Source organism: Mobilisporobacter senegalensis, from assembly GCF_003752155.1.
Taxonomy (GTDB): domain Bacteria; phylum Bacillota; class Clostridia; order Lachnospirales; family Lachnospiraceae; genus Mobilisporobacter; species Mobilisporobacter senegalensis.
The window spans coordinates 119,801-134,247 of sequence record NZ_RJVG01000010.1; the positions used below are offsets into that span (position 1 = coordinate 119,801).

Consider the following 14,447-nt stretch of genomic DNA (forward strand, 5'->3'; position numbering starts at 1 on the left):
TACTATCTTCCATCGTATGAAGATAAGATTAGCGGAGGAAATATTATGAACAAATTTTTGAAAAGAATTGCTGTATTTCTATGTTTTATGTTAATTGCTCCAACATTACTAAATTGCATTCCTTCAGTACATAGTTTATCTCAGGTTGAAGCCGCAGCGAAAGCTAAATTATACGCTTCTAAAGGTACCATTGGTATTTCAAGTACACCAGAATATCTTTATGTAGAGAATAAGAAAGACAATGCAAAATATACTTATACTTCCAAAAATAAAAAGGTTGCCACCGTTGATAAATACGGTAAGCTGACTGGAGTAAGTAAAGGTAAAACCGATATTGTAGTAAAAGAAACATACAAAGGCAAGACAACTACAGTTGGAACATATAAATTAAATGTTGCCCTATCTAAATTATTTACAAAAAAGATGGACGTTACCGCCTTCAATAGTGCCACTGTACCAATTGATTATTATAATTATAAAGCAAAGTATTCTTTCACACCTAAAGATAAATCTATCCTTACAGTAGACAAAAAAGGATATCTCGTTGGATTAAAGGAAGGTTCAACTACAGTAACTGTTACGGAGACATATAAGAAAGCAAAAAGAAGTTTAGGTTCTGTAACCGTAAATGTTAAGATGCCTGCCATCAGCAAAAATTCAAAATCCATTGATATTGGGGTAAACTCTACCAATTACCCATTATCAGTGATAGATGTTGACTATTTAGCATGGGGACTTAAAGTATCCTATGAGTCAGCTGACAGTAATATTGTATCTGTAGCAGATGTAACATCTGAATGGGGTGATGTAGAAACAGTAATCAAAGGGGTTGCCGTTGGTACAACAGAGCTTACTCTTTTTGGCGAATATAATGGTCAGAAATTTGAAATCGGTAAGGTAAATGTGACCGTAAAAGAAATTCCTGTTACTCAATTCAAGTTTGATCCTAGCTATGTAGATGAAGAATTAGGCTATTTCACAAAAACATATTATCTTGGGGAAGATGAATATTCTTATTCCCTAAAAGATTACCTGATTATTAACCCTGAAAATACTACTACACCTGTAACATTTTCATCCAGTAATGAAAGTGTTGCTAAAGTAGATAATAACGGAAAAGTTACAACAATCAGTAAAGGTACTGCTATGATCACCGCAACTTGCGGATCATTTTCAGATAAGATGGAGATAACTGTTGAAAATTATGATGAGTGGTAAAATTCATTAATATCTAGTGAATTATTAATGTAATAAAGATATGACAGAGCATGAAGAATGAGTCATAAAGAGAGCATTCTCTCTTTAAAGCCTGAATTTACATGCTCTGTTTTTATTCTTATGATCCACCAGGAGGCAAATCTAAATGAAGCAAAAAGGAAAAAAGAGAGAATTTAATGATTTATTATTACCGGTCCTGTTTGTAATTGGTATCTTACCACTGATTACCCGATTAATTGTATATGAAAGTGGGTTATCTAAATATTCCTGGTTCTCAGATAATGATATTACGACCGACTTTTTTTCATATTATAAAAGTTACTCTTTTCTGATCATTGCTATAGTATGTACAGCGATACTATTCTTTCTATTCCTTTTATATCGGACTGATTGGAAAGATATCCGAGCTTATATCCCTTTGGGCATATATTCTGTCGCTTCCATATTATCCACCTTATTTTCAGTGGATACACATTCCTCCCTGGTCGGTGGAGCAGGCCGTTTTGAAAATCTGTTTGTACTACTGGGTTATATCATTTTATCCATTTATACATACCAAATAGTAAAAAAGAAAGAAGATTTTGAAGTAATCATTAAGGTTCTCGTGATCTCTATCTGCATTTTAAGTATCATAGGCTTTTTTCAAATGATCGGTCAGGATATCTTTCGATTTGAATTAATTCAAAAGATAATTATTCCAAGTGATTATTGGTCTGATTATCTGGGAGAGATTAAGAGTCATTTAAGTTCTAATGCAGTCTCTCTTACATTATTTAATCCAAACTATGCCTCCGTATATATAGCTATGGTCATTCCATTTTTTATAGTTTTGGCAATAACAGCAAAAGGAACCAAAGAACGGGTTATATATCTTACAATGATCGGTTTCATGCTGATTCTTCTATATATGACTTATTCTAGAACTGGATTGGTATCATTATTTGCTTCTCTATTTATTCTGGGATACTTTTATCGCCGCCATTTAAAAAATATCTGGAAACAGCTTTTATTGATATTTGTGGTATCCCTATGTATACTGACCGGACTCGATTCATTTTCTGATTTTACATTCATATCAAAAATCGCTGCTACTTTTAAATCTTTTGATATGAAACAATTTAATTATAATTTAGAAGAAATTCTTACACGGGAAGACAATATATATATCAGATATAAAGGTGAGGAATTATATGTATCATTTAAAGATAATAATGATACAGTGGGAGAATTACATTTTAGCAATGGAACCGGTGATGATATCAGTCATTTTTATTATAATGATGATAAAATCCTGGCTTTAGAGCCTTTTGATATTCTACAGTTCAAAGTAGAGAAAACCTCTGATATTTCATACATTGTGGCTAAAATTAATAATAGAACCTGGCGTTTTTCCTATGATGAAGAAATAGGGTATCAATATTTCAATGATCTTGGGAAATATGATTCTCTAAAGCCTATCCAAAGTTTTGGATTTGATAATTATCAAAATATTGCTTCTGGCAGAGGTTATATCTGGTCCAGATCTCTTCCGTTATTAAAAAATAATTTATTCCTCGGAAGTGGTCCTGATACCTTTCCCCTCATATATCCTCAATGGGATTATGTAGGAAAGGCAAATAATTGCAAAACACCTTATACCCTTATTGAAAAGCCACATAATATGTATCTTTCTATTGCACTGCAAACCGGATTGGTCTCACTTATAGCAATCGTTTTTTTCTTTTTTGCATATATAATAAAGTCAATGCGCCTTTATAAAAAATGTAAATTAGATAATTATGTAGAAAGTATAGGACTTGGATGTCTTGTTGCATGTATAAGTTATATGGTAAGTGGGCTTTTTAATGACTCGGCTATTCAGACTTCTCCTATTTTCTGGGTATTTCTTGGTTTGGGAATGGCAGCCAATCATATGATAGAAAAAAAGTTAAACTGAAATATATGTTTTGATAGTTGAAAGTAACCATACATTCCCCAAAATGTATGGTTACTTTTTAAATTTATACAGTAAATCATAAGCTACCACAGCAGCCTTTTCTAATTTTTAATTGATTAACCCACTATAAAGAAGCCAACTGCAGCTATTAAATACACTGATAATAATTTTAGCCCTTCCATCCAATTGGATCTTCCTGCTTTGACAACCTGATTGGCTATTAAAACACTTGCACCGATTAAAAATAATTCAATTGGTTTAAAAATAATGCTCATTGGAGTATATATAAGACTAAGTAGTACTGAGACCGGAATAACGAAAAGTGCAATTTGAAGGCTTGAACCGACTGCAATTTCGATTGAGATATCCATTTTGTTTTTAAGAGCCATAATAACTGCAGTACTATGCTCTGCAGCATTTCCTACAATGGGTATTAAAATCAGCCCCACAAACATCCGTGATATCCCTGCCGCTTCTGTCATTGGCTCAATACCACTTACGAGTATTTCAGATTCAATTGCTATAAGGACTGTTGCAATGCCAAGTATTATTATACTTACAGGTAAGCTCCATCTATTATCAATATCATCGGCATGCTCCACACCATAAAGATCTTTCTGTGTTTTAAAGGAGTAAATCATTCCAACTACATAGATGATAAGTAGAATAATACTTGTTATTACACTGAAACTTTCATATTCAGAGGAGATAAGTTTTTCAGAAACATTGAAAGTAAAGACAGCAGGTAAAGATAATCCAATAACCGCAAATAATAGCATTGTTGCAGTAAAAGTACCTAGCTGGGAATCATATTTTAATTCTTTATGCTTTATACCTCCTATAAATATGCTGCAACCTAATACCAGAAGAATATTTCCCAATACAGATCCGGCAAGGGAAGCTTTCACCACATCGAATAAACCAGCTTTTATGGCAAAGAAACTTATAATAAGCTCTGTTGCATTTCCAAAGGTAGCATTCAAAAATCCACCAAACTTTGGCCCGGTGTATGCTGCAATGTCCTCTGTAGCATTCCCTAAATATCCTGCCAATGGAATAATAGATACACAAGTTAAAAAAAATACTAATGTTGCATTCCAGTTAAGATATTCTCCAATAAATGATAATGGTACACATAATAATAAGATTTTTAGATATTTCATACTCATGCCCTCTCCTTAATAAATTATGCCTTAAATATTAGTAATAAACTGTCATATAAATTCCATACTTTGAGGCATTACACCTCTATAAAAGGTTAAAGCCTCGATTTTACTAATATTTGCACTTAATATTATTAATTAAGAAACATATCTTTACTTGGTCCATATATAAGGTATGAGATTCTTTCTTAAAGGTTCGTGTTATATTTATATAATAATAAACCTGATAGCATGATACTATCAGGTTTTTAAAGAAACATCCGGATTTAAATTATTTAAATATACCTATAAAACTTTCTGCCCATTTATCACCAGCTGAAATCTTAGTGCCAACTTCTCTGCCGCCTTTTTGCATAAAATCATACGGCCCAGAAAAATTTCAAAATAGTCCATAACTGAGGAAGCTTCTGTATCAATGGTAAGATTTAAAATAATCTTTGTTTTTTCCTCATTAATAATGGTCTCTGACTCTTTTACTGCATAATTTACCCTGTCATGGATATCAAAGCTTGCCATATCCCGGTTCCTTACTCTGGTAAACCGGACATCCGTTTTATCTGCCAGTATTAAAGCCGCTGCAACCTCATTTACCGGAAAAGCAGTATTTTCATCATGATTCCCAATAGCCGATACAATTGTAGCAATTTCATCCGGATCAACACCTAATTTATCTAAAATACGAAAAGCCATAACTGCACCACTCTGGGCATGATCAACACGGTTTACTACATTCCCTATGTCATGCATATATCCTGCTATCTGTGCTAATTCAATTACCCGTTGGGGATATCCCATAGTTTCTAATATATATCTGGCCTTCTCTGCCACAATGCTCACATGGGCAAAACTGTGTTCTGTATATCCCAAAGCTCCCAGAGATTCATCTGCCTTTTTTATATACGTTCTGATCTGGGAATCTTTTTTTATCTCTTTAAAAGTTATCATAGTATCACCTGTATTCGTTTTTTATTAAATGCTTTCTTTTAAGAATAACAAATATTCCTGCCTTTTATGTTATATAAAAGTAAATTTATTGTATTGCATATGTAAATTAATATTTTTAATTGGTTTTAAAATAAATTTGTTGGAATGACACTAAAATATTCAACAAATACACTTTCAATCTGTAGACACTCCAATCTGTGTGCTAATGCTATTCTACTAAAATCAGCTGATAAATACTATATAGAATTAGCATAATTCTTGTATTTATACACAGGGCAAAATATTCTTGGTAACTTTCACCGCAGACCTGGTGAATGCACCTCTAGGACTTTTGCCACTCTTTTCACAAATTGGAATCTATCGATTTTATATTGTGCTCATACCGCCAACACAAGATTGTAATTTATCTTATTTGAGGAGATTTTCTGACCAAGTGTTTCTAGTAATTGCATAGTGAGCAACATCATGAAAAACACCTTTAATCTTAACTTCCTGTTTCCCAATTCCTTCAAACTCCATACCACATTTTTTCATAACCTTCCCCGAACCTTCGTTACCAATATAATGCGTTGATTCCACACGATTTAACTCAAGTTTGTCAAAGCATAAGCTTAGGACAGTGAATAAAGCTTCTGTCATATAGCCCTTGCCCCAGTAATCACGATTCAATACATATCCAAAACTAGCCTTTTCGTGTTCGGGTTCTAACCTTAAATCAATGCATCCGATACATTTTTTATTTTTCTTTAATTCTATTGCATAAATACCAGGTCGTGACCAATAATAATCGATAATTACTGATTTTGCATCATCTAAGGTTTTTAATCCATCCCAAATCAGATATTTAAGAGCTTTTTCATCACTTCCATACTCAAAAACATCTTTGTCATCCTCTTTTTTAAATCGCCTAAGCAATATATTTTTTGCCTTAATAGTTTCATTATCATACAGAAGTTCCTTATAATTATTCTTCATATTCTATCTACCCTCCCAGCAAATTCTTGTTTATCTGATTATATCTGTATTCTTACTTTTAAGCAATAAAAAAGAACTTCAAATCTTTAATTTATAAAGATTTGAAGTTCTTTTTTGAGAGGCGACAACCAGATTTGAACTATCAGGCACTTTTGAAAACCGCATAGAAAGGGGATTTCTGAACCCTCTGACAATTTTGCACCTAATTTGCACCTAATATTATTTAACAATAACGGTGTAGCTTAAAGTATAATTTTTATTGGTTTTTGATTTAATCAAAAGTGTTGCAACTCCTGATTTTTTTCCTTTTATTTCTCCAGTTTTACTATTATATTCCGCATACTTTAAATCATCTTTTTCAATATAAATATTAAAATCCTTTAATTTTGCACCCTCTGTAAAGCCTAATTTTATCTTTTTACCAACCTTTACTCCATTATATAAAGAATCGTAAACCTTTTGAGTTAATTGAGGATATTTAATTGAAATATTAGCAGTTGCTTCATTTCCGTACATTGTTTTAATAGTTAACTGAAACGACATTGAGGAAATGTCTTTATATGCAATTAAATTTAAATTAGATGCGAATAAACTTCTAAACAATTCAGGATAGTATGTGTACTTTGCAATTTTCTTTTTTTTAGTTAAATCATAAATATAGAATTTATCTGTATCAAATTTTAAATCTGAAATCGTATAATTATTCACAGATATAGGTAATTTTACACTTGTTTTGCATGTTGCTGCATTAATAGTAATATTACTTTTAGTAAATGTAACGTCTGATTTATTAATAAATTGCTTTTGTTCCTTATCTGGGTCATTTCTTAATTTAGTAGTAGCCACTGGATATCCATGTACTTTACTTTTTGCTAATTTAACAAATTCATAATAGCCACTTCCAGAAGCGATTGTATGATTTTCAAAATCCTTTATTCCATTCAAAAAGTTATTTCTGTCATATGTATCATCAAGTAAAAATTCTCCTCTTCCATCTAACAGTTTTAACTTTTCTTCATACATTCTTATTTCTTCTTCTTCATCTTCTGTATCATATCCCATCTCATTCCATATAAGAATTCTTTCTTTAACCTCATTTATATAATCTTTATAAATATCCTGTTCCCAACCTGCCGACAAACTTGATTGGGGTTCTACTAAATACCACTTATAGTCATTCATTAACACAATATTGTAAGCATGGTTCATTTTAGTGTCGGAAATATACAGGCATGGGACACCAATTTGTTCCATAAACTCTTTGAATACTATTGCGTACCCTTGGCATACCCCTTTTCGTTCTTTCATTGTTTCTAGAAGAGTACGGTTTTCAGTTCCCTTTTCTAACCCCTCATAATCATAAGATATATTTTCTGCAATCCATTCCCCGCATATTAATACCTTATTAAAATAACTTAAATCTGTTAAATCAAGTTCTTTGATAATCTCTGATACCATTTGCTCTCCGGTTTTTTCTTTTGCATATGATATTATTGGATTACCAAATATCGTTGAAACTAAGATACACAAAAGCAAGATATAACAAAAACCTTTTTTAATAAATATTTTCATCATCAATATCCTTTCATCTATGTAATATACTATATTTTTATCTGCGCCTTATAACAATTAGCAAGTAATAATCCGCAAAATAAGAAACACTAATGAGGCATTATTATTAGTAGTTCATTATCTTCAGATATTGTATAATCACAATTGGTACATAAATATACAAAAAGAAATTCCAAAATAGGACTACTAATACTAACTATGCTGTCGAAATGTTTATTCAAATTTTCAAGAATTAAAACTGATGTCTTTTTTAGTTCTTTGTAAAATTGTATCCATAACTGACTATGAGATGCCTTTATTTTTAAAGGTAAATTGCGATATATATTCAAAATATATGAATATTCAATAGCATTATCAATTATTATATTATTAGGGGTCATACTATATTTAATTTCATCTTTAGCAGAATTCAAATATTCAATAGGTTCATTAATTAATACTGTTAATAATTCAACCGTAGTTTCATCCCATAAAATCCTTTTAATATCGTTCCAATTATGCACTAAAAAATAGCACTTCGATACATCTAATTCCATAAATCTGTTTTCTAAATTTATAAAAATCTCTTCTTGCTTGTATGCCTCATATAGTAAATTAGAGTCCTCATTTTCAAAATACGTTATACCATATTTGTCAAAACCAAAATTAAATTTTATACCATTCATTTTTAAAATTTTTTCGATTTCATCATATTCGGATTCATTTAAACTTGTTTCTGCCTTTTTTTTCTCGTATTTTAAGACGATATTAAAAACTTTATTTTGCAAATTCTTATATAGGCTATTATTTATTAATATTTCTACATTTAATTCAGGACTAAGTTTTAATAAATTTTCTTTTATACCACACGCTTCTTTACCCTCTAATTCTAAATACCTTTCATTAACAATTTCAAAAAATGAATTTATATACAACATGATAGAATCTAATCTAGAATTACGTCGTGCTAATTTATAAAAATAATTTATTCGGTCATCAATATCTAAGTTTACTGTATCATATACACTTGCTCGTTCACAAACCTGCCTTACAGTCACTCCAAATAAATCCATTAAATTCTTTAATTTATATATCTCTCTTGCGTTACTTTTATTCGCATCAATAATATCTTTAAATTTTATATTAAGCATATTAATATATCTCCAAGAAAAGTTTTTCCAATGAAGTTAAGTCAAGGGACATTAATCACACTATGTTTTTTTATTAAAGTTTAGTTATTATATAACCCATGAAGTTGCATCTGTTTTGAGTTATACTAAGTCCATAAAACAAGCCAAGCGCGCAAGGCCTAACATAAATGAATTTGTAAATTAACATAATTTACTAAAATATTATCACAAAAAACGACATTTTACAAGTTGTATTGAAAGGAGAACATACTTTGACAAATTTCGAGTCTTTATATAATTGTATTTCAAAACAAGTACTTATGGGAGAAACTCACTTACTCAACGGTATAGAGGTACAAGTTTATAGTACCTCAAATCCATTTACTGCCTTAATCTATTCCAATAGAAGACCTTTAATGAAGTTACAGCGTGATAACTCTGGTATTTTCACTCTGTTTTTTCAAAAGAAAGACATTCCTTATGAAATTGGATATACAGGTTATCTATTTCATAAAACAGACCCTATCGACAAGTTACTCGCTAAAGATATTCTTAACGAATATCCAATAGCAAAAGAAGTGTATGAACACTTAATAACTTTACTTAATGAAAGAGAGGACAAACAAAATGATTAAACCTACTGATTTTATATTCAATTTTCCCATTATAGCACGTTCCGAGATAGCTACTGCTGTAAATGCTTCTGTCTATTATAACTATATCAATGGCAAACCTGATGGAGATACTCCAGCTGGTATTAAGGTAGAAGTCGTACTTCCTAACTTTAAGTATGAAAAAATTATTGTAAAACTTGAGGGTATAAAACACCCTCTAACACCTGAAAGCTTTGAAGTAGATGGCACAACTTACAAAGTTAAATTCTCCCCTGATTTTCAAGCTAAATTTTATAGAACATCAAATGGGGAATATTCTTTATCTTGTAAGGCTTCAACTGTAGAAATAGTAAAATAGTCAAATTGGCTATCACAATATTCTTAAAACTATCGACACACAATGCACCTCCTCTATATACTGGAGGTGCGAAAGGAGGTCAAATGAATTTTATAAATCAACTCTATAATCTTGCAATGCAACTATTTAATGACAAGAAATACATGAAGCTATTCTTGTTATTATTAGGTATCATTTTGTCCGCTGTATGCACAGGCTTTGTACTTTACATGATTATATCACTGATTGTAACACACCTTATAGAAATAGTTACTACCATTGGTGCAATTATCATATTTTTTTCGGTTCTTATCAATTTCTTTTCTAAAAAAAATACAGAGGTAGAGGCTGTTACATCTGTTATGGATTATGACCCTATTGTATTGGAATCGACATACAGCCTAATTAGAAAAAATCTAGCGGTAATTGTATCGGATATAAGTGAGATAATTAAACTCAAGAAGCCAGCTACGGTTATGCAGATGGACGCACCATCTCATTATGATATTGTGGGTAATGTTCCAATATACCATTATATGTTTTTTAAAATAGCAGAGAAAGTGGATATAGATGTTATATTAGGAGTTTTGCAAACAACAATAACCCAAAGATTAGAAAGCAATTCCTTTGAGGGAATAACACAAAGCCGTTTTTTATACAATTCCGCTTCCTATCCCTCTATTCTTGTTGATAACGTCATTGATACCGGTAGCTTTATACAGGTGGATATTGCAATAGCAAGTGAAGCTTATTGCCGTCATCGTAAGCAGCGTATGTACAATACAATAAATAGTGGAAATATGCACAGCAATGTAAGTGATAAGGATTTCTAAAATGGGTATACAATTATTTTTAAATGAACAATATCTTTCCTATCAGATTAGGCAGATTGTCGAATGGCTACCAGAAAAAGCTCCCCATGCCGTTATATTCGGTGCAACAGGTTCTGGTAAAACATATGCTACTAAATTAATGCTTGGACGTATATCTTTACATATTAGTAATTCGCAAATATATGTTTGTGATTACAAGGGAGATGATGATTTTTCATTTTTATCTGGTACATCACGCTTTTATCGGTTTCATGATTGTTCAAAAGGTTTGGATAATTTCTTTAAACGGTTTCAGGACAGACAATCAGGTTTAGATACATCTAGAAATATGATTATACTTTATTTCGATGAATGGGCATCCTATTGTAACAATTTAGAAAAGAAAGTGGCAGAGGAAGAAAAACGAAAGCTTGCAACCTTATTAATGTTAGGTCGTTCATTTCACGTTCACATCATCATTGCACAACAAAGAGTAGATGCTGTATATTTTAATTCTGCCAGGGATAATTTTAATCTGGTTATTGGCTTGGGTAACCTGTCACAGGAAAGTAAGGATATGCTTTTTCATGAGTTTAAAGACCAGATGAAGCCTGATAGAAAGCAAGGTACAGGATATATGTTGACCAATGGAACTGATTTTACCCAGATACAAGTACCTACCATAAATGATAAGGAAAAACTACACAAATATATAAAAATGGCTGTAACCAGATAAATAGGAATCCCTAGTTGCGAAAGCCGTACGGAGTGTAAGGCTTTTGCAACTAGGGGAACGCAAAGCGTTCCTAACAGAAGTTGTCTAGTATTACCACAACTTCTGTGTCAGTGTCAAAAACAGATGAAACCCTTATAAATCAATGGTTTTGGCATAAAGCGTAATCGTGTCAGCTCTGTGCCATAAACTTAAGAAAGGCGGTATTTCAAATAAAAAAAGATAATTATAATAATAGGCGTAATCGTAAATATCAATTAACGTTTAATAATCCTGATAAGCATAAAAAAACATCTCATCAGGCAATTAGAGAAACCCTTAAGCAATGGGAAAATCTCATATATTGGTGTATGGCAGATGAAATAGCAAGAACGCTACATACCCATTTATTTGTCCAATTTAAAAATCCAATATATTTTTCTAGTATAAAAAAAGCATTTCCTACTGCACATATAGAAGAAGCACAAGGGACTGCAAGAGAAAACAAATTATATATAATAAAAGAGGGTAAATGGGCAGAAACAGAGAAAGGCACAACTAATTTAAAGAATACTTTTGAGGAATGGGGTACTATGCCTGAACAATGTCAGGGAAAACGTAATGACTTAATGAACCTATATCAAATGATAAAGGATGGTTACTCCAATGTAGAAATATTGGAGAATAATCCTGATAATATCTTAAATCTACAACACATTGATAAAGCAAGACTTGAAATACTATCTAATCAATATAAGTCAGAACGACGTCTAAATCTTGTAGTTACATATGTAAGTGGAAAAACAGGTTATGGTAAATCCAGACATATATTAGACTCTCATGGCGATGCCAATGTATATCGTATAACAGATTACAGACATGCTTTTGACACCTATAACGGAGAGGATGTAATTGTATTTGAGGAATACAGAAGTGATTTACCCATAGGAAATATATTGAATTACCTTGACGTATATCCCTTACAATTACCTGCCCGTTATAACAACAGACAAGCGTGCTACAATTTTGTTTATATCGTATCAAATTGGAAATTGGAAGACCAGTATTTCAATATTAAAAATGAGCAACCTGAAACCTATCAGGCATGGCTTAGAAGAATTCACAAAATTAGGGTATATACTGCTCCAAATACATGGAATGAATATCAACCCCATGATTACCTTTATGGGTTTCATCCTGTAAATGACAAGGAAATCCCTTTTAAATAACTGATTGCTACTGGGGTTTAAAGGTTCTAAAAAAAATATCAAATACAAATTAAAAACAAAACATCTGAAAATCTATAAAATTCCCATAATAACAAATAAAGAAATAAAACCATAAATCAATAAATACTCACATATCTACTATAAAAAAACAAATATCTAAAATAGTAACCTTACCCCACTATAAAGAATGGTGGTGTAAATGAAAAAATTAAACGACTTCGACACTTCTTTATTTAATACCTATGCAAATACTGATAATCTATTTCATCATTTAGCTTGCTATGGTATAATTGAATTGTCAGAGGTTTCAGAAAAAATATATATAATGAAAAAGAAAAAAGTTGAAGCTGTACATAAGAAAAAAATCTATTCCAGAAAGGATGGTCGCATATTTACAAAGGTCATTGAAAATGGCAAGGAAAAACAGGTTATTGGTAAAGATGAAACCGAACTATATACAAAACTTTACGATTTTTATTTTGGTGATAGTAATTCAAGTCTTGAAGATTTATATCCTCAATGGATGGAATGGAGAAAAAATGAGTCGAATGTATCCAAAAAAACCGTAAAAGAAAACGGTTATATATGGAATACTTTCCTTAAAGACAATGCTATAACTAAAGTTCCTTTGAAGCTTTTAAGACCAAAAGATTACATCAAGTATTTTCGTGAAGTTACAAAAGGCGGAGCAATCACACGTAAACGCTTTAATGATATGAAAAGTGTGATGAATGGTATTATCTATTATGCAATAGAAAGTGAAATAATTGAACATAATTATTTACGTGATATTAATTACCGCCAGTTTCAATATAAGTCAGAAAATAATAACATAATACCTTTTAACGAAATAGAACGCTTAAAGATTATAAATTATTTACCTAATGATGATTTATATTCCCTTGCTATTAAACTGGACTTTCATCTCATACTAAGAATTGGAGAATTAAAAGGATTAAAATGGGATGATATTAAAGGAGATTTTATCTATATTCAACGCTTTGTAAATAATAAGAATGAAATAGTGGACGATATTAAAGGTCATAAAGAAGAGGGAAAGCGATACATTCCATTAACGAATACCGCTAAGGCTATCTTAAAATGGATTAAACTATTAAATCCCAATAGTGAGTATCTATTTATTCAAAATGATAAACCTTTAGCAACCTGTACATTTAACAGGCGAATAAAAAAATGTTGTTCAGAAATTGGGATTGAATACCGTTCCTCTCATAAGGTAAGATTTTCAACAGCTTCTATCATGTATAAGAATGGTGTCGGTACTCCTGAATTACAGAAAATGCTTGGACATACTACACTTACAATGACAACGCATTATCTACGTTCCGTAACACCGGAGGATGATACTTTACAAAAAATGAATACAGTCTTAGGCTAAAACGGCTTGCACCAATTTGCACCTATGATTTTAAGATAGTAAAAATGCTTCAAACCCTTGATTTATAAGGATTTGAAGCACTTCCTAAAAGAGGCGACAACCAGATTTGAACTGGTGATCAGGGTGTTGCAGACCCATGCCTTACCACTTGGCTATGTCGCCATATTAATAAATTGCTTTTAACTATTATATTGTAGCAATTATTTTTTTATTCGTCAATTATAGTAGTAATTGATGAAATGACTCCAAGGGGATTTGAACCCCTGTTACCGCCGTGAAAGGGCGGTGTCTTAACCGCTTGACCATGGAGCCATAATTAGTTTGATTAAATAAATAAGCTCCCCGAGTAGGGCTCGAACCTACAACCCCACGGTTAACAGCCGTGTGCTCTACCATTGAGCTATCGAGGAATAACTTCCTTCGGAT

At 31.5% G+C, this 14,447-nt stretch carries 13 protein-coding genes and 3 tRNA genes; 8 read left to right on the forward strand and 8 right to left on the reverse strand.

Features of this window, described 5'->3' with window-relative positions; all coding sequences use genetic code 11:
- Window positions 1–45 precede the first annotated feature (45 nt).
- Both EDD66_RS14865 and EDD66_RS14870 read left to right on the forward strand, forming a co-directional pair.
- Complete coding sequence (locus EDD66_RS14865) at window positions 46–1,218, forward strand: Ig-like domain-containing protein (RefSeq protein ID WP_123610369.1); 1,173 nt, start codon at window positions 46–48, stop codon at window positions 1,216–1,218.
- A 145-nt stretch (window positions 1,219–1,363) separates the two neighbouring features.
- The gene (locus EDD66_RS14870) at window positions 1,364–3,154 is read left to right on the forward strand and encodes an O-antigen ligase family protein (protein ID WP_123610370.1); all 1,791 of its coding nucleotides are present in this window, start codon (window positions 1,364–1,366) and stop codon (window positions 3,152–3,154) included.
- 116 nt (window positions 3,155–3,270) lie between these two features.
- On the opposite strand, the gene cax is transcribed toward EDD66_RS14870, so the two are convergent.
- The 5 genes from cax to EDD66_RS14895 form a co-directional block, all read right to left on the reverse strand.
- Complete coding sequence (gene cax, locus EDD66_RS14875; RefSeq protein WP_123610390.1) at window positions 3,271–4,317, reverse strand: calcium/proton exchanger; 1,047 nt, start codon at window positions 4,315–4,317, stop codon at window positions 3,271–3,273.
- Window positions 4,318–4,602: 285 nt separating this feature from the next.
- The gene (locus EDD66_RS14880) at window positions 4,603–5,262 is read right to left on the reverse strand and encodes an HD domain-containing protein (RefSeq protein WP_123610371.1); all 660 of its coding nucleotides are present in this window, start codon (window positions 5,260–5,262) and stop codon (window positions 4,603–4,605) included.
- A 408-nt stretch (window positions 5,263–5,670) separates the two neighbouring features.
- Complete coding sequence (locus tag EDD66_RS14885; protein ID WP_123610372.1) at window positions 5,671–6,237, reverse strand: GNAT family N-acetyltransferase; 567 nt, start codon at window positions 6,235–6,237, stop codon at window positions 5,671–5,673.
- A 219-nt stretch (window positions 6,238–6,456) separates the two neighbouring features.
- Window positions 6,457–7,809 carry a transglutaminase-like domain-containing protein gene (locus EDD66_RS14890; protein WP_170164378.1) on the reverse strand — a complete coding sequence of 451 codons (1,353 nt, stop codon included), beginning with the start codon at window positions 7,807–7,809 and terminating at the stop codon, window positions 6,457–6,459.
- A gap of 89 nt (window positions 7,810–7,898) precedes the next feature.
- Window positions 7,899–8,939, reverse strand: a complete 1,041-nt coding sequence (locus tag EDD66_RS14895; RefSeq protein WP_123610374.1) for a hypothetical protein — start codon at window positions 8,937–8,939, stop codon at window positions 7,899–7,901.
- Between the two features lie 251 nt (window positions 8,940–9,190).
- Here EDD66_RS14895 and EDD66_RS14900 point away from each other — a divergent pair, with 251 nt between their 5' ends.
- The 6 genes from EDD66_RS14900 (at window position 9,191) to EDD66_RS14925 (ending at window position 14,021) form a co-directional block, all read left to right on the forward strand.
- On the forward strand, window positions 9,191–9,553 hold the full coding sequence (locus EDD66_RS14900) for a hypothetical protein (protein ID WP_123610375.1): 363 nt from the start codon (window positions 9,191–9,193) through the stop codon (window positions 9,551–9,553).
- The gene (locus EDD66_RS14905) at window positions 9,546–9,890 is read left to right on the forward strand and encodes a hypothetical protein (protein ID WP_123610376.1); all 345 of its coding nucleotides are present in this window, start codon (window positions 9,546–9,548) and stop codon (window positions 9,888–9,890) included. The genes EDD66_RS14900 and EDD66_RS14905 overlap by 8 nt, the downstream gene beginning before the upstream one ends.
- Before the next feature lie 83 nt (window positions 9,891–9,973).
- On the forward strand, window positions 9,974–10,702 hold the full coding sequence (locus EDD66_RS14910) for a hypothetical protein (RefSeq protein ID WP_123610377.1): 729 nt from the start codon (window positions 9,974–9,976) through the stop codon (window positions 10,700–10,702).
- Window position 10,703: 1 nt separating this feature from the next.
- Window positions 10,704–11,417: a P-loop NTPase family protein gene (locus EDD66_RS14915; protein WP_123610378.1), complete on the forward strand. Its 714-nt coding sequence runs from the start codon at window positions 10,704–10,706 to the stop codon at window positions 11,415–11,417.
- Between the two features lie 209 nt (window positions 11,418–11,626).
- Entirely contained in the window at window positions 11,627–12,622 is a 996-nt protein-coding gene (locus tag EDD66_RS14920) for a hypothetical protein (RefSeq protein ID WP_243115383.1), read from the forward strand.
- Between the two features lie 199 nt (window positions 12,623–12,821).
- Window positions 12,822–14,021: a tyrosine-type recombinase/integrase gene (locus tag EDD66_RS14925; protein ID WP_123610380.1), complete on the forward strand. Its 1,200-nt coding sequence runs from the start codon at window positions 12,822–12,824 to the stop codon at window positions 14,019–14,021.
- Between the two features lie 91 nt (window positions 14,022–14,112).
- Here the strand turns inward: EDD66_RS14925 and EDD66_RS14930 are convergent.
- The 3 genes from EDD66_RS14930 to EDD66_RS14940 all read right to left on the reverse strand — a co-directional run bounded on the left by EDD66_RS14930 (window position 14,113) and on the right by EDD66_RS14940 (window position 14,431).
- Window positions 14,113–14,183 (reverse strand) — tRNA-Cys (locus EDD66_RS14930).
- A 78-nt stretch (window positions 14,184–14,261) separates the two neighbouring features.
- Window positions 14,262–14,333: transfer RNA gene (locus tag EDD66_RS14935), tRNA-Glu, on the reverse strand.
- A gap of 26 nt (window positions 14,334–14,359) precedes the next feature.
- Window positions 14,360–14,431: transfer RNA gene (locus EDD66_RS14940), tRNA-Asn, on the reverse strand.
- Between the last annotated feature and the right edge of the window lie 16 nt (window positions 14,432–14,447).